This is a genomic window from Agrobacterium sp. OT33 (assembly GCF_017313365.1).
GTDB lineage: Bacteria > Pseudomonadota > Alphaproteobacteria > Rhizobiales > Rhizobiaceae > Agrobacterium > Agrobacterium rhizogenes_A.
Genome location: NZ_JAFLMZ010000003.1, coordinates 541,767 through 566,481 on the forward strand (window position 1 = coordinate 541,767; position 24,715 = coordinate 566,481).

Annotated in this window: 21 protein-coding genes; 7 read left to right on the forward strand and 14 right to left on the reverse strand. The window is 61.3% G+C overall.

Features of this window, described 5'->3' with window-relative positions:
- Positions 1–20 precede the first annotated feature (20 nt).
- From JZX88_RS10170 to JZX88_RS10180, 3 genes are all read left to right on the forward strand, one after another.
- Entirely contained in the window at positions 21–980 is a 960-nt protein-coding gene (locus JZX88_RS10170) for a sugar kinase (RefSeq protein ID WP_206913448.1), read from the forward strand.
- Positions 981–1,124: 144 nt separating this feature from the next.
- Positions 1,125–2,183, forward strand: a complete 1,059-nt coding sequence (locus tag JZX88_RS10175) for a P1 family peptidase (protein WP_206913450.1) — start codon at positions 1,125–1,127, stop codon at positions 2,181–2,183.
- A 20-nt stretch (positions 2,184–2,203) separates the two neighbouring features.
- Positions 2,204–3,070, forward strand: a complete 867-nt coding sequence (locus JZX88_RS10180) for a D-amino-acid transaminase (protein WP_065114128.1) — start codon at positions 2,204–2,206, stop codon at positions 3,068–3,070.
- A 65-nt stretch (positions 3,071–3,135) separates the two neighbouring features.
- Here JZX88_RS10180 and JZX88_RS10185 read toward each other — a convergent pair whose 3' ends face one another.
- From JZX88_RS10185 to JZX88_RS10215, 7 genes are all read right to left on the reverse strand, one after another.
- Complete coding sequence (locus JZX88_RS10185; protein ID WP_065114129.1) at positions 3,136–4,032, reverse strand: LysR substrate-binding domain-containing protein; 897 nt, start codon at positions 4,030–4,032, stop codon at positions 3,136–3,138.
- Positions 4,033–4,275: 243 nt separating this feature from the next.
- Entirely contained in the window at positions 4,276–5,787 is a 1,512-nt protein-coding gene (locus JZX88_RS10190) for a serine hydrolase (protein ID WP_206913451.1), read from the reverse strand.
- Between the two features lie 212 nt (positions 5,788–5,999).
- Complete coding sequence (locus JZX88_RS10195) at positions 6,000–6,740, reverse strand: ABC transporter ATP-binding protein (RefSeq protein ID WP_065114131.1); 741 nt, start codon at positions 6,738–6,740, stop codon at positions 6,000–6,002.
- A complete protein-coding gene (locus tag JZX88_RS10200) occupies positions 6,737–7,567 on the reverse strand; it encodes an ABC transporter ATP-binding protein (protein ID WP_004433197.1) in 831 nt (276 codons plus the stop codon). Before JZX88_RS10200 ends, JZX88_RS10195 begins: the two co-directional genes overlap by 4 nt.
- A gap of 3 nt (positions 7,568–7,570) precedes the next feature.
- A complete protein-coding gene (nikC, locus tag JZX88_RS10205) occupies positions 7,571–8,473 on the reverse strand; it encodes a nickel transporter permease (protein ID WP_004433196.1) in 903 nt (300 codons plus the stop codon).
- Positions 8,470–9,483, reverse strand: coding sequence for an ABC transporter permease (locus tag JZX88_RS10210; RefSeq protein WP_065114132.1), 1,014 nt, complete (start codon positions 9,481–9,483; stop codon positions 8,470–8,472). The genes nikC and JZX88_RS10210 overlap by 4 nt, the downstream gene beginning before the upstream one ends.
- A gap of 2 nt (positions 9,484–9,485) precedes the next feature.
- Positions 9,486–11,081 (reverse strand): ABC transporter substrate-binding protein, encoded by a 1,596-nt coding sequence (locus JZX88_RS10215; protein ID WP_142857429.1) that lies wholly within the window; start codon positions 11,079–11,081, stop codon positions 9,486–9,488.
- Positions 11,082–11,316: 235 nt separating this feature from the next.
- Here JZX88_RS10215 and JZX88_RS10220 point away from each other — a divergent pair, with 235 nt between their 5' ends.
- A complete protein-coding gene (locus tag JZX88_RS10220) occupies positions 11,317–12,357 on the forward strand; it encodes a dipeptidase (protein ID WP_142857431.1) in 1,041 nt (346 codons plus the stop codon).
- A 58-nt stretch (positions 12,358–12,415) separates the two neighbouring features.
- Here the strand turns inward: JZX88_RS10220 and JZX88_RS10225 are convergent, their stop codons facing one another.
- The gene (locus JZX88_RS10225; RefSeq protein WP_065114134.1) at positions 12,416–12,709 is read right to left on the reverse strand and encodes a hypothetical protein; all 294 of its coding nucleotides are present in this window, start codon (positions 12,707–12,709) and stop codon (positions 12,416–12,418) included.
- A 278-nt stretch (positions 12,710–12,987) separates the two neighbouring features.
- Between JZX88_RS10225 and mprF the strand changes: the two genes are divergently transcribed.
- The 3 genes from mprF (at position 12,988) to JZX88_RS10240 (ending at position 18,580) form a co-directional block, all read left to right on the forward strand.
- A complete protein-coding gene (gene mprF / locus JZX88_RS10230; protein WP_206913452.1) occupies positions 12,988–15,588 on the forward strand; it encodes a bifunctional lysylphosphatidylglycerol flippase/synthetase MprF in 2,601 nt (866 codons plus the stop codon).
- Positions 15,585–16,955, forward strand: a complete 1,371-nt coding sequence (locus tag JZX88_RS10235) for a virulence factor (protein WP_206913453.1) — start codon at positions 15,585–15,587, stop codon at positions 16,953–16,955. Before mprF ends, JZX88_RS10235 begins: the two co-directional genes overlap by 4 nt.
- A 296-nt stretch (positions 16,956–17,251) precedes the next feature.
- Positions 17,252–18,580 carry a telomere resolvase gene (locus JZX88_RS10240; protein WP_206913454.1) on the forward strand — a complete coding sequence of 443 codons (1,329 nt, stop codon included), beginning with the start codon at positions 17,252–17,254 and terminating at the stop codon, positions 18,578–18,580.
- A 46-nt stretch (positions 18,581–18,626) separates the two neighbouring features.
- Here the strand turns inward: JZX88_RS10240 and JZX88_RS10245 are convergent, their stop codons facing one another.
- The 6 genes from JZX88_RS10245 to graA form a co-directional block, all read right to left on the reverse strand.
- Complete coding sequence (locus tag JZX88_RS10245; protein WP_206913455.1) at positions 18,627–19,913, reverse strand: aromatic acid/H+ symport family MFS transporter; 1,287 nt, start codon at positions 19,911–19,913, stop codon at positions 18,627–18,629.
- A 219-nt stretch (positions 19,914–20,132) separates the two neighbouring features.
- Positions 20,133–20,450, reverse strand: a complete 318-nt coding sequence (locus tag JZX88_RS10250; RefSeq protein WP_246753460.1) for a YciI family protein — start codon at positions 20,448–20,450, stop codon at positions 20,133–20,135.
- A 14-nt stretch (positions 20,451–20,464) separates the two neighbouring features.
- Positions 20,465–21,355 (reverse strand): hydroxyquinol 1,2-dioxygenase, encoded by an 891-nt coding sequence (gene graB, locus JZX88_RS10255; RefSeq protein WP_206913457.1) that lies wholly within the window; start codon positions 21,353–21,355, stop codon positions 20,465–20,467.
- Between the two features lie 12 nt (positions 21,356–21,367).
- A complete protein-coding gene (graC, locus tag JZX88_RS10260) occupies positions 21,368–22,423 on the reverse strand; it encodes a maleylacetate reductase (protein ID WP_206913458.1) in 1,056 nt (351 codons plus the stop codon).
- Between the two features lie 3 nt (positions 22,424–22,426).
- Positions 22,427–23,410, reverse strand: a complete 984-nt coding sequence (gene tsdA, locus JZX88_RS10265) for a gamma-resorcylate decarboxylase (RefSeq protein WP_206913460.1) — start codon at positions 23,408–23,410, stop codon at positions 22,427–22,429.
- Positions 23,411–23,455: 45 nt separating this feature from the next.
- Positions 23,456–24,685, reverse strand: a complete 1,230-nt coding sequence (graA, locus tag JZX88_RS10270; RefSeq protein WP_206913461.1) for an FADH(2)-dependent resorcinol hydroxylase oxygenase component — start codon at positions 24,683–24,685, stop codon at positions 23,456–23,458.
- Positions 24,686–24,715 lie beyond the last annotated feature (30 nt).

Sequence of the window (24,715 nt, forward strand, 5' to 3'; positions counted from 1 at the left end):
ACACGGCAGGAGCGAAGAGAATGGTAAAGGAAGCGGGCGGCAAGCATGTGCTCTGCGTGGGTGCCGCCGTGCTCGACACCCTGTTCCGTGTGCATGACATGCCGAAGGGCGAAGGCAAGGTCCTGCCCTATGAGATGTTGCAGATTGCCGAAGGCATGGCCTCGAGCGCTGCCTATGCCGTGCGTCGCATGGGCGGCCGCGCCAGCCTCTGGGGTGCGGTGGGCGACGACGAAACCGGCGCCCGCATCCTGCGCGATCTCGCCGAAAGCGGCATCGATGTTACCGGCATGACCATCGCCGCCGGCGCGCGCTCGGCCCTGTCGACGATCATCATCGATGACCGGGGAGAACGGCTGATCGTGCCTTTTTACGACCATCGCCTGCATGAGAAAAAACGCTCCTGCACGCCGGCAGATATTGCCCCGTTCGATGCCGTTCTGGTGGATGTGCGCTGGCCGGAACTGGCACTCGATGTGCTCACCGTGGCGCGCGCGCTTGGCAAACCGGCCATTCTGGATGGCGATGTGGCGCCGGTGGAAACGCTGGAGAAGCTTGCGCCCGCCGCGACCCATATCGTCTTTTCCGAACCCGCCGCCGCCCGGCTGACCGGACTTGAAACGGTGAAGGACATGCTGCCGGTGCTGCATTCCCGCTACCCGCAGACCTTCATCGCCGTCACCGCCGGCCCGCAAGGCTGCTGGTGGACGGAGGCCGATGATCCCACGGTACATTTCCAATCAACGATGCAGGTCAAGGCAGTGGACACGCTGGCGGCGGGCGATATCTTCCACGGCACCTTTGCGTTGGCGATGGCTGAAGGTATGCAAAGCCGCGCGGCCATCCGCCTCTCCTCCGTTGCCGCCGCGCTCAAATGCACCGTCTTCGGCGGCCGCATCGGCGCACCGACGCACGAAGAGACGGAAGACACGATGCGGCAATGGCTGGAGCGTGAAGGCGAAGCCGCGCTGCGCGCCTCCTGAGCGCATCCATTGCCCGCATAAAACTATTCCATTTTTGCGATGCCGTTTCCCGGCGAAGTAGTCTAACGTCAAGTCAGAGCAAAGCTTTTCATGAAGCCGCGCCTGTTCCACCTTGAGCCTGCATTCCGCAAAAGTGATCGCCCGATGCATCAGACGACCCGCCCGAGACTGCGCGATATCGGTTTCCGGCCCGGCCATTTCGAGACCGGCCCGCTCAACGCCATCACCGATGTCGAAGGCGTGACCATCGGCCATTCGACCGTCATCGAAGGCGACACGATCCGCACCGGCGCAACCGCGATCCTGCCGCATGGCGGCAATCTCTTTCAGGACAAGGTGCCCGCCGCCTTCGCCGTCTATAACGGCTTCGGCAAATTTGCCGGCTCCACCCAGATCGAGGAACTCGGCGAGCTCGAAACACCTGTTATCCTCACCAATACGCTGGCGACAGGCCGGGCCATCGAGGCGATCAACCACCATACGCTGGCACGGCCGGGCAATGAGAAAGTCGTCTCGATCAACGCCGTCGTCGGCGAAACCAACGATTCCCGCCTGAACGACATCCGTGCCGGCCGCCCGACGGTCGATGAGATATCAACCGCGCTCAAAAACGCGGCCATAGGCCCGGTGACCGAGGGCGGCGTGGGTGCCGGAACCGGTACGGTCGCTTTCGGCATGAAAGGTGGCATCGGCACCGCATCCCGCATCGTCACCATCGCCGGAACGACCTATACGCTGGGCATTCTCGTGCAGTCCAATTACGGCGGCCATCTGCTGGTCTGCGGCACGCCCTATGCCAGCCCTGACCATAAGGACAAGGACGGCTCGATCGTCATCATTATCGCCACCGACGCGCCGCTCTCCTCCCGCAATCTAAAGCGTTTGGCGGCTAGAAGCTTCGGCGGGCTGGCGCGCACGGGTGCAGCACTCAGCAATGGCTCCGGTGACTATGCGCTGGCCTTTTCCACCGATGAGCGGCTGCGCCGCACGCCTGCGCGCCGCAAGGCCGTCGCAGACTATCCAGAACTTTCCAACGATGCGATTTCGCCGCTCTTCGAAGCCGCGATAGAGGCGACGGAGGAGGCGATCCTCAATTCGCTCTGCGCAGCAACCACGACCAAGGGCTTCAATGCCGGCACCGGCAAGGTCTCCACGGTCGAGGCCATTTCCATCGACGCCCTTAAAACCCTTCTTTCAGCCTGACTTTTCCAGACGGAGTTTTCATGACTAGCCCATCCGGTCGCATCGTTTACGTCAACGGCGAATTCCTGCCCGAAGCGGACGCCCGCCTCTCCATCTTCGACCGCGGTTTCCTGTTTGGCGACGGCATTTATGAAGTTACCTCCGTTCTGGAAGGCAAGCTGATCGACAGCGACCTGCACATGGCCCGGCTGGAGCGCAGCGCCCGCGAAATCGACGTGCCGCTGCCGGTCACCACGAAAGAGATCGTCGAGGCAGAACGCCGCCTGATTGCCGACAACAACCTCGTCGAAGGCATGATCTACCTGCAGCTGACGCGTGGCGCCGAAGACCGCAATTTCCTGTTCTCCGCCGATCTGAAGCCGACGCTTGTCATGTTCACCCAGGCCAAGAAGCTGATCGGCACCCCGGTCGAAGAAGCCGGCATCGCCGTCAAATCGGTTCCCGACCAGCGTTGGGAACGTCGCGATATCAAGACCGTTTGCCTTTTGCCGCAGGTCATGGCCAAACGCATCGCCAAGGCTGAAGGCTGCGACGAGGCGTGGATGATCGAGGACGGTTTCGTCACCGAAGGCGCGTCCTCGACCGCCTATATCGTCACCGCCGACAAGAAGATCATCACCCGCGGCAACAGCAACAAGACCCTGCCCGGCTGCACCCGTCTTGCCGCCCTGCAACTGGCCAAGGAAGCCGGCTTTACGCTGGAAGAACGCCCCTTCACGCTGGAAGAGGCGCTGAATGCCGACGAGGCCTGCCTGACCAGCGCCTCCAACTTCGTGGTTTCGGTCACGAAGATCGACGGCAAGCCGGTGGGTAACGGCAAGCCCGGCCCGATGGTGAGCCGCCTGCGCGCGCTCTACCTCGAAAACGCCCGCCGCACGGCCATCTGATCGAAAGCGTTTTGTTTGTCGCATTTCCGGATGGAAAACCGGGGGCCACTTTTCCCGGAAATGCTCTAACCTTCGAGAACCGCCCAGATGCGCTCAACCACGGGCCGGCGGTTCTCCTTCGAGCGATAAAGCCTGATATCGACGGCAATATCGAAACTTGAATCGGCGGCGCGCACCAGAGCGCCGCTATCCAGCTCGTGCCGCATCAGGCTTTCCGGCACCCAGGCGACACCCCAGCCGGCCATCGCCATGGCTTTCAGCCCCACCGACATGCTGCCCTCATGCACCCGCTCGAATTGCGGCAAGCGCGCGCTCAGGAGATCGCGCAGCAGCGGCCCGAAAAACGAGGCCTTTTCATAGTCGAGATAGGCAAAGGGTTTCCGCGCATTTTCCACCAGCGCATGCAACGGTGAACCATCTTTCGCCGGCGCGGAAACGGGAATGATGTTTTCCGCACCCAGCACGCGGAATTCGAAGGTCTGCGCATCGAGCAGCATCGGCACTTCGGGATGGGCATAGGTGAGAAGGAAATCACTCTGCCCGTCCACCAGCGAATTGAGGTTTTCCTCCATGCTGCCGGAATCCGGCCGCAGAACCGAAAACAGCGGTCCGGCCGTCTCGTTCACCCGTTTCAGCCAGTCGGGAAAGAAGGTGAAGGACAGGGTATGCAGCGCCGTCAGCCGAACGGTTCTGGCATCGGCTCCCTCTTCCTGAAGAAGCGTGCGCCGTGCATGGTAAAGCTGCTTCAGCGTCTCCTGCGCCACCGGCACGAACTTCACTCCCGCCTCTGTCAGCCGGGACGGATAGGAAGCACGGTCGACCAGCGTCGCACCCACCCAGGCTTCCAGCTGCTTGATGCGCCGGCTGAAGGCGGATTGCGTCACATGCCGCTCATCCGCCGCCTTCGAGAAATTGAGCGTTCCGGCCAGCGCCAGGAAATCCTCGAGCCATTTGACTTCCAAGGGCCTGTTCTCCCACAAAGATGTTGTCCCGGCCTGCCGGGAACACGGGTCTTTATTAGGAGCAATGGAAGCCGATTGAAACCCTTTAGAAAGCTTCGGGTCGTTTAGCAAACCAACTAGAGCCCGCTTGCGTCATCCTCGGGCTTGACCCGAGGATCCACAACCAAGTGCGACAATGGATCCTCGGGTCAAGCCCGAGGATGACATCGAGTTTGTGGGGCGCACCGGGATCGGCCTCACTCGTTAGCGGCTCCTTGAATATTCGATCATCCGCGCCCGGCTGGACACCAGCTCGATCCGGTCGTCACCCAGCCGGTTGAGGCAAACGCGCTTCGTCCACGGCCCATCGATGAGCGTGAACAGAAAGCGGCCATTGCCGAGCGCCGTAAGCGGCATGCTGCGGCGTGTGGGGCCGATGCCCATCGTCAGCGACGAACCGTTGATGATAAATTCCGCGCCCTCATCCGAGCGCCACAAGCCCGAAAGATCGTCCGGCACGGCATGCTGGCCGACCGGCAGGAAGCGGCGGGCGGCGTGGCCGGCCTCACCGACAACGGCGGCACCATCCAGCCTCAGACGCATCGGAGAGGATGCGGAACGGGAGGAGACCCAGCCATCGACATCTTCATAAAGCGTGTCGTCACCATCGATGAAGGTGGATGTGCTGCCTTTGACCTCCAGCCACCACGGCCCGCTTTCGGTGACATAGAGACCTTCCGGCAGACTGGCGGCGGGTTTGGGCAAAGGCAGGCCGATCAAAGCCGCCATGCCTTCCAGCGCGATCTTGAAGCCATTGGTATCCTCGCGGTTCGACACCACGACGAAGCCAGTGCCATTTTCCGGATCGAGCAGAAAGTAAGTCTTGTAGCCCGGATGCGAACCGCCGTGACCGACGAAACGCCTGTCGCCAAGATGCGACCAGCGCAGGCCGAGACCATATTCACTCATCCGTCCATCGGCGAGCGGCCGCTCAGCCGAAAGCGCGTCAAGGACACCCGCGAAGCTTCCCTCGCCGCGCATCAGACCCTGCAACCAACGGGTAAGTGCTTCGGCGCTGCCCGCAAGGCTACCCGAAGCGGAGATATGCAGGCCGGCGGCCGAAAGCTGCCAGTTGTCTTCAGCCTTCCAGTAACCCGGCACCAGCCCGTCGACAGGATCGTTCCAGACATCCGGCGCCTTGAGGAACACGCCAAAGGGATCGGCAATCTGTTCCTGCACGAAATCATCGAAACGGAAACCGCGACGCTCCAGCGCCACTTCCACCAGCCGGTAACCGGTATTGGAATAGGACACCTCGCTGCCGGCCGGGAAATTCAGCCGGTTGAGCCGCGACAGATAGTCGAGAAGCGGTCCGGCCTTCGTTTCCGTATAGACGGAAAGGCCAAGCAGCGAAAGGCATTCACGCGTATCCGGCAGGCCACCGCTCATATCCAGCGCCTGCCCCACCGTGACGTCGCGGAGCGGTGGCTGCAATTCCGGCAGATGTTTGCCGAGTGGATCGTCAAGGCCGATCAGATCGGAATGCGCAAGCACCATGGCACAGAAGGCATGTTTGGTGACCGAGGCATACCGCACCACGCTCTGCGGCGTGAAGGGTGCGAAGGTCGAGAGGCTCTCGACACCGCCGGCATGGGCGAAACGGATACCATCGAGATCGAAACCAATGACCGCCCCGCCCGGCTCATTGTCCGCCCATTGCGAGACGAAGCTTTGCGAAAGAGTTGAAGCGGCGTTCCAGTCGAATTCTTTTGGCATGGCTCGGTCTCGTGTCTTGTCGTCTCTACAGAAAGCCTCGGCATAGCCGCTTGTTTCTTCTCCCCGGGGGGAGAAGGTGGCCCGAAGGGTCGGATGAGGGGGCGACGGTAGAGATTTACGGGAAGCTTGCCCCCTCATCCCGCTGCCGCGGACTTCTCCCCCTCGGGGAGAAGAAACTCGTGGCACCCGCTCGATTTATTGGCAACGTAGACTCAAGCCGGCTCTTCCAGCCGGATACTCAGGCTACGCAACTCTTCCGTATGCGGATGCTTGGTCCGGCCATCTCGCAGATCGCCGGCACTCAGCTGCTCCACCATGTCCCCATTCAGCATCACGCCAACCTGCGGGCACAAATGCGCAATGACCGCAAGATTGTGGCTGACGAGAATATAGGTGAGGTTGCGCGCCGCGCGCAGGTCCTGCAACAGGTTCAGGATTTCCGCCTGCACCGACACATCGAGCGCCGAAGTCGGTTCATCGAGCAGCAGCACCTGCGGATCGGCAATCAGCGCGCGGGCAATCGCCACGCGCTGGCGCTGGCCGCCGGAGAGCTGGTGCGGGAAACGGAACCGCACCGCCTGCGGCAACGCCACGTCGGACAAGGCCTGCTGGATGCGTTTTTCGATATTGTCCATGCCGTGTACCAGCGGCAATTCGCTGAGAATGCGGTCGATGGTCTGGCGCGGATGCAGCGAGCCATAGGGGTCCTGAAACACCATCTGCACCTGCCGGAAGAACTCCGGCGTGCGCTTCAGCGGTGCGTCCTTGCCGGCAAAGGCGATGCGGCCTTCCCAGCTTTCGTTGAGGCCCGCCATGGCGCGCAGGATGGTGGACTTGCCCGAGCCGCTTTCGCCGACGATGCCAAAGCTGCCGCCCTTTTCCACCGAAAAGGACACGCCCTTCACCACTTCGCGGTCGCCGAACTTGATACGGAGATTATCGACGTCGATCATTGGCTGGACCACGCTGCATCACGGTTGAGAACGGGAAGACGCTCGCGCGGATGCGTCAGCGAGGGAATGCAGTTCAGAAGTCCCTTTGTATAGGGATGTTCGGCTTTCAGGAGTTCGGACGCCTTCAGCTCCTCCATCACCCGGCCGGAATACATGACGGCGACGCGGTCGCAGAAATGCGAAACGAGCGGCAGGTCGTGGCTGATGAGGATGAGGCCCATGCCGCGTTCCGACACCAGTTCCTCGATCAGCCGCAGGATTTCCGCCTGCACCGTGGCGTCGAGCGCGCTGGTCGGCTCGTCGGCGATCAGAAGTTCCGGATCGGGCGCCAGCATCATGGCGATCATCACGCGCTGGCCCATGCCGCCGGAAACCTCATGCGCATAGGACGAGGCGACCTGACGCGGATTGCGGATCTTCACCTGATCAAGCAGGCCGATGGCCGCTTCCATGGCGGCACGCTTGCTGCCGCCCTTATGGGCGCGCCACGCTTCGGCGATCTGCGCACCCATGGTCTTCACCGGGTTCAGCGAATATTTCGGGTCCTGCAGAATGAAACCCGCCCGCTTGCCGCGGATCTGGCGCATCTGCCTTTCGCTTGCGGACAGCACGTCGATGCCGTCGAAGGCAAGCTTGTCAGCGCGGATATCCGCATTGGAGGGCAGAAGCTTCATCAGCGCCCGCGCCGTCAGGCTCTTGCCGGAACCGGATTCGCCGACAATACCGAGCTTTTCAGTGCCGAGCTTCATGGACACACCGCGCACCGCCTCGAAACGGCTGGTGCGGGTCTGGAAAGCGATCTTCAGATTTTCGATTTCGACCAGCATGGCTCAATGTCCCTTCGGGTCGAGAACGTCGCGCAGGCCATCGCCAAGGAAATTGAAGGCGAGCGAAACGAGGAAGATGGCGATGCCGGGAATGGTGGCGACCCACCATTGTTCGAAGATGAAGCGCTTGGCCGTCGCAATCATCGCACCCCATTCCGGCGAAGGCGGCTGTGCGCCCATGCCGAGGAAGCCGAGGCTGGCGGCGGTGATGATGATCGAGCTCATGTCGAGCGTGATGCGCACGATAAGGCTCGGCACGCAGAGCGGCGCGATATGCCGCGCAATGATGCGCCAGGCGGAAGCGCCGGTCAGCCTATAAGCCGCGACGAAGTCGCTGCCGCGCACCGTCATGGTTTCGGCGCGGGCAAGACGCGCATAGGGCGGCCATGCGGTGAGCGCGATGGCGAGAATGGCGCTTTCAACGCCGGGCTTCAGCGCCGCGACGAAGGCGAGCGCCAGAATGAGGCGCGGGAAGGCCAGAAACACATCCGTCACCCGCATCAGCACCGTATCGACAATGCCGCCGAAATAACCGGCGATGCAGCCGATGGCGAGGCCGATGGGCGCCACGAGAACGACGACGGCAATGACCATGCCGAGCGTGACGCGACCGCCATAGAGAATACGCGAGAGAATGTCGCGGCCCAGCTCATCCGTGCCGAACCAGTGTTCGGCGCTGGGGAATGCCAGGCGATTGCCGAGATTCTGCGTCGCCGGATCATAGGGCGCAAGCAGCGGTGCCAGAAGCGACAGCGCGATGAACAGGACGATGATGGTCAGACCGATCACCGCCAGCGGATTGGACTTGAGGTTGAGCCAGATGCGATACCGGTTTCCCCAGGCAGCCTGTGTGCGGGAATGCGGCGTCTCATCCAGAGCCCAGTTTCTGAAATTAGCTAACATCATCGAACGCGAGGATCCATAACTCTGTAAAGCACGTCTGCGAGCAGGTTGAGGGCGACATAGATGAAGCCGATCAACAGGGTTGCTCCGACGACCGGGTTCATGTCCGCGTTCATGAGCGAGACGGTGAGGTATTGACCAAGGCCCGGCCAGCTGAAGACGGTTTCCGTCACCACCGCACCTTCGAGAAGGCCGGCATAGGTGAGCGCCAGAACCGTGACGAGCTGCACGGCGACCGTCGGGAAGGCGTGGCCCCAGATCACGGTCATGGCGGACAGCCCCTTGGCGCGGGCGGTGATGACATATTCACCCTTCAGCGCGTCGATCATGAAGGCGCGCGTCATGCGGGTGATATAGGCCATGCTGAAATAGGCGAGGATGCAGACGGGCTGCACCATATGGGCGATGGCGTCGTAAAAGGCGTCCCAGTCACCGGCAAGCAGCGTGTCGACCGTCATCAGGCCGGTGACCTGCGTGATCATGCCGTCATAGATGATGTCCTGACGGCCCGGTCCCGGTGCGACGCCAAGCGTGGCGTAAAAGACGAGCAGCGAAATCAGCGCCAGCATGAAAACAGGCACGGAGTGACCGGCAAGACAGACGACGCGGATCACCTGATCCGTCAGCTTGCCCTGCTTCACGGCGGCCCAGACGCCGAGCGGAATGCCTATCAGCGCGGCCAGAATGAGAGCCGCGGTGGCAAGTTCGAACGTGGCGGGGAAAACGCGCTTGATATCGATCCAGACCGGATTGCGGGTCAGGATCGAATTGCCGAAATCGCCATGCAGGACCTGCGTGACATAGTGGAAGAACTGCACGACCAGCGGCTGGTCGAGACCCATTTCGGCCCGCACCCGCACGATGACGTCTTCGGGCGCGTTGTCGCCGACCGCCGCGATGACGGGATCGACGGGCATGACGCGCCCGATCATGAAGGTGATGACCATCAAACCGAACAGCGTCAGGAGGACGCTGCTCAGTATCGACGATATGCTTTTAACGCGCTTGTTCAATGTCACGCTTTCTTCGCATCGTGGTAGGAATTGCCCTCGGAGAGAACGCCGAGTTCGAAACCGGAAACACCCTTGCGGAAGGCTGCCGTCTTCGTGGTCTGGAACATGAACACGAACGGGCTGTTTTCCATGTGCTCGCGCTGCAGGGCTTCATAAAGCTCCACGCGCTTTGCCGGGTCCTTCTCGTCACGGGCGGCTTCCGCCTTGGCGGCGAAGTCGTCGTTCTTGAAGCGCGAACGCCACAGGAAGGGCTTCGACTTGGCGTCGTCGCCATTGTCCTTGTTGATGTTGAAGACATCGGCGTTGGAATGCGGATCGAAATAATCCGTGCCCCATGCGGACAGCGCCATCTGGTGTTCGCGGGCGCGCATCTTGGTCAGAACCTGACGGTTTTCAGCCGATTGCAGACGCACCTTGATGCCGATATCGGCAAGGTTGGCCTGAATGGCCTGCGCCAGATCCGGGTAAGGCTGGGCGGAATAGTGGTCCATGCTGATCTCGAAACCGTCGGCAAGGCCGGCTTCGGCCATCAGCGCCTTCGCCTTTTCGACATCGCGCTGGAACGGAATGTCGTTAACGGCGCCGGGGAAGCCCTTCGGCTCGAAGCTCTGGTGGATCTCGTGCGTCAGCGGCACGATGTTTTCCTGCATGCCCTTATAATCCAGCGCCCACTTGATCGCCTGCCAGACCTGCGGCTTGGCAAGGTTCTCATTGCCCTGGTTGAGCGAGATCAGCACCAGCGAGGCGATGGACTTGCGCTCCAACTCGATATTGGCGTCATCCTTGACGGTACGCAGCTGCTCGGAGGTCAGATCGCGGGCAATATCGATATCGCCCTTCTGCAGCATCAGCAGCTGGGAGGACGGATCGGTGACGTGGCGCAGCACGATACGCTTGATATTGCCCTTGTAAGGACCGTTCGGGTTGACGGTGAGTGCGACGCTTTCGCTCGGCTTCCAGGCCTGCAGCATGAAATCGCCGGAACCGGCGCTGTTCTTCTGCAGCCAGCCATTGCCGAGGTCTTCACCCGAAGCATTGGCGAGAACCGCCTTCTTTTCAACGATCGCGCCGATATTGGCGGAGAGGCAATAAAGCAGGAAGGAGATGGCGGTCGGCTTTGCCGTCGTCAGCTTCACCGTCTTGTCGTCGGCGGCAACGATGGTCGTCTCGGCATTGTCGGGCGTGAAGCCGAACTGGCTGATGATGAAGGCCGGGCTCTTGTTCATCTTGATGGCGCGCTGCAGCGAGAAGGCGACGTCTTCCGCGGTCACTTTCGCACCGCTCGCGAAGGTCGCTTCGTCACCGATGACGAAGGTGAAGACCTTGCTGTCCGCATCGGCTTCCCAGGATTTCGCGATAACCGGATCAACCTTGGTGGAATCCTCGCGGTTGGCGCGCACCAGCTTCTGATACATGTTCGAGATGATTTCACCGCCGACGGCTTCGAAACCTTCATGCGGGTCAAGGCTCGTCATATTGTCCAGCTGCTGCGCAACGACCAGAATATCCTTCGGTGTCGCGGCAAATGCCGGAATGCGCGCATAGGACAGGAACGGAACGGCAGCGCCGGCAATCAGCAGGTTGCGTCTTGAAATCATCGAAAATCCCCTTTCGGACCTTATTTTTCGGAAAACGGTGGGTTTGCCCCAATCCAGTCATTTTTTTTATGTTTTCCCGCGATTAACACGAGCAAACGAGGCCCGACCAATTCCAAATTTGGCAGAGCCTATGCACGGATTGCATTTGCTCCCGCCTTGACCTTTCCTCTACCAATTCCCAAAAGTCTGAATAGGCGCGCATCCGCGCCCTCCCCCTATCCGAAGGTGAATGACCATGACCGATGAAAAAACCGTACCCGTCTTCGACGGCCACAACGACGTGCTTCTGCGGTTATGGCGGTCGGGCAATGCCTCTCCCGAAACCCTGCTCATCGAAGGTGACACGGTTGGCCACATCGACCTGCCACGCGCCAGGAAGGGTGGGCTGGCCGGCGGCCTCTGCGCCATCTACGTACCGTCACCAAGCATGGAGAAGGACGCCAACGGCGATTTTTCGACACCGGCTGAAGCCGACGCCCTGAAGGCCACGCTCGCCATGGCCGGCCTGCTGTTCCGCGCCGAGAAACAATCCGCCGGCGCACTGAAGGTTTGCCGCACCGCCGCCGATATCCGCAGCGCCATGGCAGAGGGCGCTTTCGCCTCGGTCTTCCATATCGAGGGCGCGGAAGCGATCGGCGCTGATCTCGATGCGCTGCACGTGCTCTACGAGGCGGGCCTTCGCACGCTCGGACCGGTCTGGAGCCGCCCGAACATTTTCGCTTATGGCGTTCCCTTCCGTTTCCCCTCGACGCCGGATATCGGCCCCGGCCTCACCGATGCCGGCAAGCGGCTGATAAAGACCTGCAACGAACTGAAGATCATGGTCGACCTGTCGCACATGAATGAGCAGGGTTTCTGGGACATCGCCAGGATTTCAGACGCGCCGCTCGTCGCCTCGCATTCCAACGCCTATGCCGTGTGCAACCACAGCCGTAACCTGACGGACCGGCAGCTGGACGCCATCCGCGATACGGGCGGCCTTGCCGGCATCAATTTCGGCGTACTTTTCCTGCGCCAGGACGGCGTGAAGAACCCGGATACCGACCTGAGCGAACTCGTCCGCCATGTGGATTACATCGTCAACCGCATCGGTATCGAGCATGTCGCGCTCGGTTCGGATTTCGACGGCACCACCATTCCCGCCGCCATGAAGGACGCGGCCGATTTGCAATTGCTGGTCGAAGCCCTGCGCAAGGGCGGTTATGACGACGAGGCGCTTGCCAGGATTTGCCACGGCAACTGGGTCCGCGTACTCGAAAAAACCTGGGGTGCGTGAGGCATAAATTGCATTTCATCTCCGGCGCAGGGCGCCGGAGACACGAAGCGGCAGGCCCTTAAGCCTTTGCCGCTTTTTTCCTGCCGCTCGCCCGGAAGGCCAGAAGCCCGGCGACGACACCGATCATCGCCCATTTCATCGGCAGCACATCCGCCGTCTCGCTGCGGATCGGCAGCACGGTCACGGTGCCCGGGCGGGATTCATACCCCATCTGCCCCTTTGCCTTGGCCTCCGCAATCTGCTGCGGCGAAACGACCCATTCGGCACCGCGCATCTTGTCCACCGCCATGTATCCGCCGCCCGCCACGAGGGCGACGACGAGCGAAAGCGCTATTCTTGTAGGCGTGTTCATCTGCATCTCCTTCAATCAAAAGGAGCGTGTAATGGCATCAAACGCCACCACCAGGCAACCGCAGCGGTCAATTTTGTCCCTTTGGGAACAATCCCCAAAATCATGCATTCTTTAGTTGCATTTTCGCCGTTAAACTGCGCCTAATTCCCGAATAACCGGAGGCAAAGTTCACATCGACACTTCATGCTTTTCTGCTAATCACATTTCCTCAACCGAAACGAATTAGCGACACATTCCTGTGGTTCGCCAAGCTTGGGAACGGGCGCTGGACAAGGCAAATGGCAGACAAGAGCGAAACCACACAAATCGATGTCACGGAATCCGCGGTTGAGAGCTTTTTTGCCAGAAACCGCCCCTATCTGACTGCGATCGCCATCACGCTCGTCTTCGTGATGATGACATTTGCCATCTATCACCTGACGTCCGAAGTCCGCTACGATGACGTCATCGACGCGCTGACGCAGACCTCGGCTTCCGCCGTCCTGCTTGCCATCCTCTTCACGGCGCTCAGCTTTCTGGCGCTGATATTCTATGACGCCAATGCCATCGAATATATTGGCCGCAAGCTGCCCTTTCCGCCCATGGCGGCAACCGCCTTTGCCGCCTATGCCATCGGCAATACCGCCGGTTTCGGCCCCTTGAGCGGCGGCGCGATCCGTTTTCGCGCCTATTCGCGGCTCGGGCTGTCGCCCGGCGAGATCGCCCGCGTCATCGCCTTCGTCACCCTGTCCTTCGGGCTTGGGCTGCTTTCGGTCAGCGCCATTTCCACCTTCATCGTCGCGCCGCGCATCGCCGCCATCATCGGTGTCGACGCCCTGATCCTGCGCGGGGCGGCACTGGCCGTCATCGCGGTCCTCGTCGTGGCGGCCTATGTCGGGCGCAACGGCCACGCCATCCGGCTTGGCGCATGGCGGCTTCGCCTGCCGGACAGCCGGACATCGTCGCGGCAGTTCCTCGTTTCCGCCTTCGATATCGCCGCCTCCGCCTCCGTGCTTTATGTGCTGCTGCCCGAGACGCATCTCGGCTGGCCGACATTCTTCGCCATCTATGCCACCGCCGTCGGCCTTGGCGTTCTCAGCCATGTGCCGGCCGGTCTCGGTGTCTTTGAAACGGTGATGGTCGCGGGTCTCGGCAATGCGATCAGCGTCGACCAGCTGCTCGGAAGCCTCGTTCTCTACCGCGTGATCTACCACGTCCTGCCGCTGCTTGTTGCCATTCTGGTGATGCTCGTTTCCGAAATGAAGCAGTTCGCAGCAAAACCCGTGGTCTCCGATATCAGCCAGCTTGCCGTGCGGCTCGCCCCACCGCTGCTGTCAACCTTCGCGATGATCCTCGGCACCATGCTGATCTTTTCCAGCGTGACGCCCACCCCGGACGGCAATCTGGATTTCCTGTCGAATTTCGTGCCGCTGCCGATCATCGAAGCCGCGCATTTTCTCACCAGCATTCTCGGCCTGGTGCTGGTCGTCGCCTCGCGCGGTCTCGGGCAGCGGCTGGACGGCGCCTGGTGGATCGCCCTCGTCGCCGCCTCCGTGGCACTGGTTCTCTCCATACTCAAGGCGATCGCGGTCTTCGAAGCCGCCATCCTCGGTGTCTTCATCGCCGCCCTCGCCGCCAATATGCGCAGCTTCAACCGCCATGCCTCGCTGGTGAAACAGGCGCTGGGGCCAAGCTGGCTCGCCGCCATGGCCGTCATCATCGCCGGCGCGGCCACGATCCTGCTCTTCGTCTATCGCGATACGGATTACAGCCATACGCTGTGGTGGCAGTTCGAATTCTCCGAGGAAGCCCCGCGCGGCCTGCGCGCGCTTCTCGGCCTCGTGCTTGCGTCGTCCACCATCGCCATCTTCAGCCTGATGCGGCCGGTGGCCTACCGGCCGGATGCCATCAAGGCCGATGACGTCGCCAGCGCAACCGGCATCGTCATGACACAGGATGCGGCCGACGCCAATCTGGTGCGCATGGGCGACAAGCACGTGATGTTTTCCGAAAGCGGCAATGCCTTCATCATGTACGGCATTCAGGGCCGCTCCTGGATCGCCTTCGCCGATCCGGTCGGCGATGAGGACGATTTCCCCGATCTCGTCTGGCAATTCGTGGAAGCCGCCCGTTCGGCGGGCGCACGCGCCGCCTTCTACCAGATTTCGCCTTATCTTCTGTCCCATTGCGCCGATGCGGGCCTTCGCGCCTTCAAACTCGGTGAATTGGCGCTGGTGGATCTTACCGCCTTCGAACTGAAGGGCGGCAAGCTCGCAACCCTTCGCCAGTCGCTGAGCCGTGGCGCACGCGACGGGCTTACCTTTGAAGTGGTCGAAAAAGCGCATGTGGCGGATATTCTGGACGACCTGAAACAGGTCTCCGACGGTTGGCTCGCGCACCATAACACGCGGGAAAAACGCTTCTCGCTCGGCGCTTTCGAGCCGGACTACATCCTGTCGCAGCCCGTCGCCGTGCTGCGCAAGGATGGAAAGATCACCGCCTTCGCCAATCTGATGGTGACGGACACGAAAAAGGAAGCAACCGTCGATCTCATGCGCTTTTCTCCGGATGCGCCGCGCGGCGCGATGGATTTCCTCTTCGTCAGCATCATGCAATATTTGCGGGAGGCGGGTTATGAGAGCTTCAATCTCGGCATGGCGCCCATGTCCGGCATGTCGAGGCGCGACGCGGCTCCCGTCTGGGACCGCATCGGCAGCACGCTGTTCGAACACGGCGAACGTTTCTACAACTTCAAGGGACTTCGCGCTTTCAAGGCAAAGTTCCACCCGAAATGGGAACCGCGTTATCTCGCAGTTCAGAACGGCGCGGACGCCGCTCTGGCGCTGATGGATGCGACGGTTCTGATCAGTGGCGGTGTCAGAGGAGTGATCGGAAAATGAGAAAATCCACCATGCTGAGGGCAGCCCTTGCCGCCTCCGCCCTGTTCGCTTCCACCCCTGTTTTTGCGCAGGACAAGCCCGCCTATGAGACCGGCATGATCCCTGCCGAGCACATCATGGTGCCGGACGGCGATATTCTCGCCAGCGTCTTCCTGATTTCCGACGCCGACGGCTGGACAGCCGCCGACGAGACCCGCGCCAAGGCGCTGGTGGAAAAGGGCGCCGCCGTGGTCGGCATCGACTTCAAGGAATATCTGAAGGCGCTCGAGGCCGATGACGACGAGTGCATCTACATGATCTCGGATATCGAGTCGCTGTCGCAGCAGATCCAGCGCACCGCCGGTACCAGCAGCTATCGCCAGCCGATCCTTACCGGCATCGGCAAGGGCGGAACGCTGGCGCTGGCGATGATCGCGCAGAGCCCGGTCTCCACCGTGCGGGAAGCCATCGCCGTCGACCCCAAGGCAGGCCTGCCGCTTGAGAAGATACTCTGCACCCCCGCCACCAAGGACAAGGTGGACGGCGAAACGGTCTATGGCCTCACCGACGGCCCGCTGCCCGCGCCCGTCAGCGTGCTGTTCACGCCCGGCGCGGATCAGAAGGGTCGCGACCACGTCAGCGCGCTCGTCAAGCTGCATCCTGACATCGACGTGACGGACGTGGAGGACAAGGCGGACGAGGTTCTGACCCAGACCCTTTCCGACCAGATCGATGCCGCGGGTGACACCGACAGCCCGCTTGGCCTGCCGATCAAGGTTCTGGAAACGAGCCCTGTCATGGACACCATGGCGGTGATCTATTCCGGCGACGGCGGCTGGCGCGATCTTGACGAAGAAGTGGGCGGCGCGCTGCAGAAGCAGGGCATTCCCGTAATCGGCGTCGATGCCCTGCGTTATTTCTGGAAGGAAAAGCAGCCGCAGGAAGTGGCGGGCGACCTTGCCCGCATCATCGACACCTATCGCAAGCAATGGAAGGTTCGAAACGTCGTATTGATCGGCTATTCCTTCGGTGCCGATATCATTCCTGCAACCTACAACCTCCTGCCCGACCGCGCGAAATCACATGTCGTGCAGCTCACCCTCATGGGATTGTCCACGGAGGTGGATTTCGAAATCTCCGTGCAGGGCTGGCTCGGCGTTGCCGGAGAAGGCAAGGGCGGCAAGACCGTGGATGATATCGCCAAGATCGATCCGAAACTGGTGCAATGCATCTACGGCACGGAAGAGGAAGATGAAGACCCCTGCCCCGGCCTGAAGGCGAAAGGCGTGGAAACGCTCGGTATCGAGGGCGGCCATCATTTCGATGAGGATTACGAGGCACTGGCCAACAAGATCGTGGCGGCACTGAAGACCCGGCTGCCGAAATAAGCCTCCCTGTCCCGACAGGCTTCGCAGACATTTCGAAGCCGCGCAAACAATCCCGCCGGGCCTCGTCCGCGTGAACCATGGAAGCCGGCAGTATTTGACGGCTTCCAAGCGGGCGACGCGCGCCGGAAACCCTCTCTCACGGTTTCCCGCATCACCGCCGTGCTTGCGGAATCAATTAAACTATTATTCAAAAGAAACCAGCCGGCGGCGAATGATCATGGCATTTCCTCAACCGTGCTTCAGTTGATTGCCAACCATGGATTTTATATTTTCGGACCGGTTCAGGGAGCCGCCGCATGCCCGCCTCAAAGCGAAAGACAAAAACACCCGTCCTCGTGGAACGTATCGACCAGTTTGTCGCCCGCGTCAGGGAGGCGATGAAGAGCGACGATGCGGTGCGCAACAGAAAGATCCGCGACCTGTGGGACGCCGAGGTCCGCTATCATTTCGACAACGGCCGCACGGAAAAGACACTCGAACTCTATATCATGAAATACCGTTACGCTCTGAAGGCCGAATTCGGCGTCAAGAGCACCCCGCTCGCCATCTGCAACATGAAGAAACTGCGCGAGCGGCTGAAGACCTATATCGAGCGGGCCGACTATCCGAAAACCGGCGTCGCCACATCCATCGTCGAAAAAATCGAGCGGGCTGAATTCAACACCGCCGGCCGCAAGCCGACAGTTCTTCTGCGCATAGCGGATTTCATTGCGGCGATGAACGGCGTGGCCACGAAAGAGGAAATGCAGGCCCTGTGGAACGCCGAACTCGGCACCATGAAGGACAGGGCGCAGACGACGATCATCTCCTACATCACCAGATATCGCAATGCGATCCGCGAAGCCTTCGGCGACGACCACCCGATGCTGAAGATCGCGACGGGCGATGCGGCGATGTATGACGACGCCCGCCGGGTCAAGATGGAAAAGATCGCCAACAAGCACGGCGCCCTGATCACATTCGAGAATTACCGGCAGGTTCTGAAGATTTGCGCCGATTGCCTCCAGTCCGCCGATCCGCTGATGATCGGCATCGGCCTGATCGGCATGACGGGACGGCGCCCATACGAGGTTTTCACCCAGGCCGAGTTTTCACCCGCCCCCTATGGCAGGGGCGTTTCCAAATGGAGCATCCTGTTCAACGGCCAGGCCAAGACGAAGCAGGGCGAAGGAACGAAATTTGGCGTGACCTACGAAATTCCGGTCCTTGCCCGGTCCGAAGCCATCCTCTCCGCCTACAGGCTCCTGCGCGAAAGCGGGCAGGGAAAACTGTGGCACGGCATGTCGATCGACGATTTTTCGTCGGAAACCCGCCTGCTGCTCCGGGACACGGTTTTTAACCTGTTCGAGGATTTCTGGCCGAAGGAAGAGCTTCCCAAGCCCTATGGCCTGCGGCACCTTTATGCCGAGGTCGCCTATCACAATTTCGCGCCACCCCACGTCACCAAGAACAGCTACTTCGCCGCCATTCTGGGGCACAATAACAACGACCTCGAAACCTCGCTGTCCTACATGACCTACACGCTGCCCGAAGATCGCGACGATGCGCTGGCCCGCGCCAGGCGCACCAACGAGCGGACATTGCAGCAAATGGCAACGGTCACGCCGGTTTCCCGCAAGGCGTGACGGGCGAGCCGCGGGTTTTCAGCCCCACGGCTCGCGACTTCATTCATCAAACCCGCTCGTCACCGGATGTGCGGTAAAGCAGGGTCAACACGGTCAGCAACAGACCCGCCAGTGCGACCGAACCGAAAATGTAGAAATTCCACTCCGGGGCCAGCCCCCGCTGCAGGACGAGGCCGCCAATCATCGGGCCGGCAATACCGCCCAAACGACCGACCGCGAGCGAGAAACCGAGACCCGTACCGCGAATATGGACGGGATAGAGCCGGCCGACCAGAACATTGGCAAGGATCTGGGTTCCGATGGTTCCGGCACCGGCGAGCGCGACAAAAGCATAGAGCAACGGTCCCTTATTCACCGTCAGAGCCCAGATAGAGGCCGCACCGATGGCGAACAGAACCGCAACGACCACCTTGACGTTGCCCCTGTCGGCAAAACGTCCGCCCACGAGGATGCCGATTGCCGCGCCGACATTGAGCATGACGGAAAAGCTGAGCGCCGAACTGATATCATAACCCATCTTGTTCATGATGGTGGGCAGCCAGTTGACCATGCCGAAGGTGAGAAGCAGCGAGCAGAAGTGAATGCCCCAGGCATTCAGCGTCGAAATCAGCCGGCCTTCCGAAAACAGCGCGCCGACGCCACCCTTCTGGATTTTCGCATGCGGCACGATGCGTTGCAGGCCGTAGCTGTCGCAGATGCCGTCAGCCTCCGCCTGCCGGCCCTTGCTTGCCAGCCATTCCGGCGATTCTGGCAGAAACCGCATGAAGATCGGCAAAAGCACGAGCGGCAGTCCGCCGATCAGCATCAACGGCCGCCAGCCATAGGTCTCCAGCAGAAGGATACCCATGACGCCGGAGATGATGCCGCCGATCAGATAACCGAGGAAGGACAGGGAATTGGCCTGCGCCCTGCGCTTGGGCGGTGAAAATTCCAGCACCAGCGCCGTCACCGTCGGCAACAGCGCGCCGAGCCCGAGACCGGCGAAGAAGCGGGTGGTTTCAAAGGCAAGAAAATTCGGTGTCATGGCAGAGGCGATCATCATCGCCGAAAATCCGGCAAGGCTGATGAGGACAACCTTGCGGCGGCCGATACGATCAGCCATCGTGCCGGCGAAAAGCGCGCCGAGCAGCATGCCCACCAGCGTCAGCGCGGCGGCCCGCCCAACCATGGCGGGATTGAGCGCCCACGCCCCCTCTTTCAGCAATGCCGGCGCAACCGCGCCATAAACGACCAGATCGTAACCGTCGAACATGATCATAAGACCGCATGTCGCGATGACGCCAGCCGGGTTCTTCGTCCGCGCCGAAGCGGCGCTCATATAATTCGTGGACATGTTCCTCCCTTTCACGCGTGAACGCGCCATCCGGTATGGATTGACGTCTCCCGTTCATGCGATAGCTCCGCGAGTGCCCGGCTTGCTCCACCCTGCTATGTGTCTTGCTCCTGTCAAGACACATGCCGCCGATATCACCCGTCTTCGATTAAATATTGCAAATGCAATTTTTGCAAATGCAATATTGACGATTGCCAGATGCGAGACCTGGCCGAAATGTCAGTCAGGCTTCAGCCCGGAAATCCTCGACAATGTCGGTGCCCAGCGCAGGATACGAACCTGCCTGTAGACACCGTGAATGACAAAAGGATCGGCATCGCTGAAAGCGGTCATATCCTCGATGCAACGGGCCTCGGCGATGATGAGCGCGGCGGTGGTCTTACCGCTTTCCACCTGCATGGGACCGGAGGCCAGAATCCTGAAACCCTCGGGCACGGCCTTTTCATCGCGCAAATGGGCCTTGTGAGCTTCCATCTGCGCCGTGCGTTGCTCGATAGCGGCCGGGTCGCTTTCGGCAAAACGCACATAGAGTTCCATCTGGCCACCACTGCTCATCGCGCCAGCACGAAGTCGTGGTTCACCGACCAGAACCAGCCGCCGAGGAAACCCAGATCATGCGCCTTTTGCGCATCCTCCACCCGCTGGAAATCGGCCAGCAGACTCTCCTTCACACCAAAGACCGCATCCGAACGGATGTAGGGATCGTCGGGATCGAAAATATGCGTGACGAGCGTGCCATAACCTTCTGCAGAGACGATGTAATGCAGATGCGCCGGCCGGTAAGGATGGCGCCCCATGGCACGCAGCAATTGCCCGACCGGGCCGTCATCCGGGATCGGATAATATTTCGGTTTCGCCGCCCGGAACCAGTAACGCCCGTCCTCGCCGGTGATGAAAACGCCGCGCAGGTTGAAATCGGGCTGAATGCCCTTCTGCTGCACGTCGTAGAAACCTTCATCATTGGCCTGCCAGACATCGATGCGCGCGCCGGCAACCGGTGCACCTTCGGTATCGAGAATACGGCCGGTCACCACCATATCCTCGCCCTTGCCATCAAGGCAGATATTGGCGCCCATCGGCATTTCCGGCGCATCCGCGACATGGAAAGGGCCGAGAACGGTGGATTCCGATGCGCCGCTCGGCTTACGGTGATTTATGGCGTCAACCAGCATGGAAACACCGAGAATATCGGAAAACAGGATCCACTCCTGCCGCCATTCATTGCAAATCTGGCCGACCTCGGTGAGAAAATGGATAGCCTTCATCCACTCCTCCTCGGTCGGTTCGATTTCCTTCACCGCCTCATGCAGCTTGCGGGTGACGACGGCCATGATCTCCTTCAGGCGCGGATCGTCACAGTCGCGCATGCGGGCAATCACCGTCTCCGCCGAACGCTCCTCGATGAAATAGCCATCATCGCTGGTCATCTTCGTATCCGTCATGTCTTCCTCCCATCACTCCGGCCGCGCGCCGTCAAAGGCGCGCTGCAACAGGTCGCGGATCGCGGTTTTTTCGATTGGCCGCGGGCACCAATAGGGATTGGCCGTCGCAAGCTCGGCCATGGGGTCGAGATCACCCTGCTGCACACCAAGCGCTGCGAGGCTCGCTGGCGCGCCGAGCCGGGCGGCAAAATCGAAAAGCCCGGCCCCGGCCCTGCCGCCGACACGTGCGGCAAGCGGCGCGAGCAGATCGGGCACCGCCTGCTCCACATAGGCAACGGTGTGCGGCAAGAGCACCGCATGGGTTTCGGCATGTGGCAGATCGAGACTGCCGCCCAGCGTGTGGCAAAGCTTGTGATGCAGGGACATGCCGACAGCACCGAGCACAGTGCCGCACAGCCACGCGCCATAAAGTGTCGTCTCGCGCGCCGTAATATCCTGCGGCTCGGCCTTCACGCCAGGAAGCGCCTCGACCATTGCCCGCAATCCCTCCACCGCCATCAGGCTGGCGATGGGATTGCGATCCCGAGCATAGAGCGCCTCGGCCGCATGGGCCATGGCGTTCAGCCCACTGGTCATGCTGATGGCCACAGGCAAACCGAGTGTCAGCTCCGCATCGTAAATCACGACCTCAGGCAGGATTTCCGGGCCCCGCATGGTGGTCTTCACCCCGTTTTCCGTCTGGCCGAGAATGGGCGTCACCTCGGAGCCGGCATAGGTGGTGGGAATGACGATCTGCGCCGCATCGGTGCGCAGTGCAATCGCCTTGCCGAGACCGGTGGTCGAACCACCGCCGAGCGCAACCACACAATCCGCATTGGCGGCGCGATAGTCTTCGACCGCCCTCTTCGTCACCTCGACCGGCGTGTGCATGGCAGCCTCGGAGAAGACACCCACGGCAAGCTGGCCGAGCCGAGCGGCGAGCGCTTCCGCATCGCCCTTCTGCTGTGGTGTGGAGAGCACCAGCGCCCGCGACAGGCCAAGGCGGCGGATTTCCTCCGCCACGCCCGCCGAGCTGCCCGCTCCGAAGACGATGCGGGCTGGAGCTGCCATGTAGACGAAGGGCTGCATGGCTCAGGCCCCGTCGAGCTTGAACAGGCGGCGCGCATTGGTGCGGCCGATCTTCACCCGGTCGGCTTCCGCGATACTCGTCGCGTTGAACCAGTCGGAAGCGTGATCGATATTCTCGAAGGGCCAGTCGGTGGAAAACAGGATGCGGTCGGCACCGATTTCCAGAATGGCGTCGATCAGCGTCTGGGTGCGGAAATTGCCCGACGTCGTGATGTGGAAATTCTCGTTGAAGTAATCCACGAAACGGCGCTTGGCCGGATAACGTGGCGGCAGCTTCACCCAGGCATTGCGGTGGTCGATACGCCACATCATGTAGGGCAGCCCCTCGCCCATATGGCCGAGAATGATGTTGAGGCGCGGATGCTCGTCGAACAGGCCCGACGCCATGAGGCGCAGCGCGTGAACAGCCGTTTCCTGCGCAAAGGCCCAGGTGGGACCAAGCAGCCAGGGATGGCCGTCATAGATGCGCGAATCCTGCGGCAGCGGGTTGCGCGGATGCAGGTAAAACGGCACGTCGAGCTTCTCGACCTCTCCCCAGAAGGGGCGATATTGCGGCAGGTCGTAATAAAGCGGCGTCTGGCCGTCGCCCTCCTGGCTGAAACCGTTGACGAGCGCACCGACGAAACCGAGATCGTTGACGCAGCGCTGAAGTTCCTCCGTCGCCGCATCCGGGTCCTGCAACGGCAGGGCGGCAAAGCCAAGGAAACGATCCGGCCGCTTGGCGCATTCTTCGGCAAGCACGTCATTGGCGCGCCGCGCGATCTCGATTGCCTTCTTCTTATCCGGAATGGCCTGCACCGCCGGCGCATTCAGCGACAGGATCATGGTCTCGATGCCATGCGCATCCATCAGCTTCAGGCGCGTATCCTGAATGTCGAGCAGGCGATGCTGCAGCTCCTTCCAGTAGTCGCCGGGTACGAAACCGGCCGAATCCTGAAGTGTTTCCGGGATTGCGAAATGCTCCTCGAGAGCGACCTTGCCTTGCATAGTATTTCCTCCGAAATTGCTGTTCACGTGCCGCCTGATGCGCGGTCAATATTGGCCCTTGGGTTCCAGCCCGAGCATGCTCTGGCCGATCATGGTGCCCACGGTATCCCAGTTCATGCTGATGTGGCGGCCAACCGCATTGGCATCGCGCCAGGCCCGCTGCACGGGATTGGCAAGATCGAGCCCGACGCCGCCGGTGGAATCGTTCAGCGCCTGCACGGCGCGCAGCGCCAGCGACACCGCGAAGGCCTGGCCACGACGGCTCAAAAGGCGGTCATCCACCGTGAATTCCGCCCGACCTTCAATCCGGTCCTGCGCCAGCACCTGTGCGCGGGCCACATCGCGCAGCAGGATTTCGCAGGCCGCATCGACGCTCGCGGCCGCTTCGGCAACGCGCAGCTGAATGGTCGGGAATTCGGCCATGCGGTTATTACCACCGGCCACCGCGCCGCGCGTCACCCGGCCGCCGACATGGTCGACATAAGCGACGAGCGCGCCCTTGGCCGCGCCAACGCCAGCCGCCGCAAGACAGGAGGGAATGCCGGTCAGAAGCGGCATGTTGAACAGGCCTTCCTCGGCATAATATTGCCCACCGGGAGTCTTGCCGCTGGTGGCGTCCGGGAAGGTGAGAATCCGATGTTTGGGAACTAAGACATCATCGAGAACCAGCGTCTTGGAGCCCGTGCCGGCCAGCCCCACCACATGCCAGGTATCTTCAATGACATAGTGGCTGGCGGGAACGAGAAGGAAGGCGGGAACCGGCCTGCCCTCACCCTGCGGCGGCAGAATGGCGGCGCAGAGAGACCATTGCGCATTTTCGCAACCCGAGGCGAAGGCCCATTTGCCGCTGAGGCGATAACCGCCCTCGGCGACGTCAGCCATTTTCACCGGTGCGTAGGAACCGCACAGCAGCGCGTCAGGGTTTTCACCCCAGACATCGGCCTGCGCCTCTTCCGGAAACATCGCCAGCAACCATTGATGGGCGGAAAGCAGGCCGGCCACCCAGCCCGTCGATGCGCAGGCCGCCGAAAGCTCGATATTGGCCTCGACCAGTTCAGCGAATTCACCGCCCTTTCCGCCAAAGGCGCGGGGCTTGACGATATCGAAATAACCGATGCCGCGCAGCGCCTCGATATGGCTGGCGGGCACGCGTCGCGCCTCTTCCGTCTGGCGGGCGCTCGCCCGGAAAAGATCGGCTATGTCGGCAACACGGCCGGTGAGGCGGACACGCGGGGTCGTTTGCGCCGGCTGCGGCGCATGGCTCATATCGTTCATGATTGTCTCCTTCCGGAAATGACTTGGCCG

Excerpts from the sequence above, each read along its gene's own strand:
- JZX88_RS10170 (WP_206913448.1), top strand. The coding sequence starts at position 21 with ATGGTAAAGGAAGCGGGCGGCAAGCATGTGCTCTGCGTGGGTGCCGCC.
- JZX88_RS10175 (WP_206913450.1), top strand. The coding sequence starts at position 1,125 with ATGCATCAGACGACCCGCCCGAGACTGCGCGATATCGGTTTCCGGCCC.
- JZX88_RS10180 (WP_065114128.1), top strand. The coding sequence starts at position 2,204 with ATGACTAGCCCATCCGGTCGCATCGTTTACGTCAACGGCGAATTCCTG.
- JZX88_RS10190 (WP_206913451.1), bottom strand. The coding sequence starts at position 5,787 with ATGCCAAAAGAATTCGACTGGAACGCCGCTTCAACTCTTTCGCAAAGC.
- JZX88_RS10195 (WP_065114131.1), bottom strand. The coding sequence starts at position 6,740 with ATGATCGACGTCGATAATCTCCGTATCAAGTTCGGCGACCGCGAAGTG.
- JZX88_RS10200 (WP_004433197.1), bottom strand. The coding sequence starts at position 7,567 with ATGCTGGTCGAAATCGAAAATCTGAAGATCGCTTTCCAGACCCGCACC.
- nikC (WP_004433196.1), bottom strand. The coding sequence starts at position 8,473 with ATGATGTTAGCTAATTTCAGAAACTGGGCTCTGGATGAGACGCCGCAT.
- JZX88_RS10215 (WP_142857429.1), bottom strand. The coding sequence starts at position 11,081 with ATGATTTCAAGACGCAACCTGCTGATTGCCGGCGCTGCCGTTCCGTTC.
- JZX88_RS10220 (WP_142857431.1), top strand. The coding sequence starts at position 11,317 with ATGACCGATGAAAAAACCGTACCCGTCTTCGACGGCCACAACGACGTG.
- JZX88_RS10225 (WP_065114134.1), bottom strand. The coding sequence starts at position 12,709 with ATGAACACGCCTACAAGAATAGCGCTTTCGCTCGTCGTCGCCCTCGTG.
- mprF (WP_206913452.1), top strand. The coding sequence starts at position 12,988 with ATGGCAGACAAGAGCGAAACCACACAAATCGATGTCACGGAATCCGCG.
- JZX88_RS10235 (WP_206913453.1), top strand. The coding sequence starts at position 15,585 with ATGAGAAAATCCACCATGCTGAGGGCAGCCCTTGCCGCCTCCGCCCTG.
- JZX88_RS10240 (WP_206913454.1), top strand. The coding sequence starts at position 17,252 with ATGCCCGCCTCAAAGCGAAAGACAAAAACACCCGTCCTCGTGGAACGT.
- JZX88_RS10245 (WP_206913455.1), bottom strand. The coding sequence starts at position 19,913 with ATGTCCACGAATTATATGAGCGCCGCTTCGGCGCGGACGAAGAACCCG.
- JZX88_RS10250 (WP_246753460.1), bottom strand. The coding sequence starts at position 20,450 with ATGGAACTCTATGTGCGTTTTGCCGAAAGCGACCCGGCCGCTATCGAG.
- graB (WP_206913457.1), bottom strand. The coding sequence starts at position 21,355 with ATGACGGATACGAAGATGACCAGCGATGATGGCTATTTCATCGAGGAG.
- graC (WP_206913458.1), bottom strand. The coding sequence starts at position 22,423 with ATGCAGCCCTTCGTCTACATGGCAGCTCCAGCCCGCATCGTCTTCGGA.
- tsdA (WP_206913460.1), bottom strand. The coding sequence starts at position 23,410 with ATGCAAGGCAAGGTCGCTCTCGAGGAGCATTTCGCAATCCCGGAAACA.
- graA (WP_206913461.1), bottom strand. The coding sequence starts at position 24,685 with ATGAACGATATGAGCCATGCGCCGCAGCCGGCGCAAACGACCCCGCGT.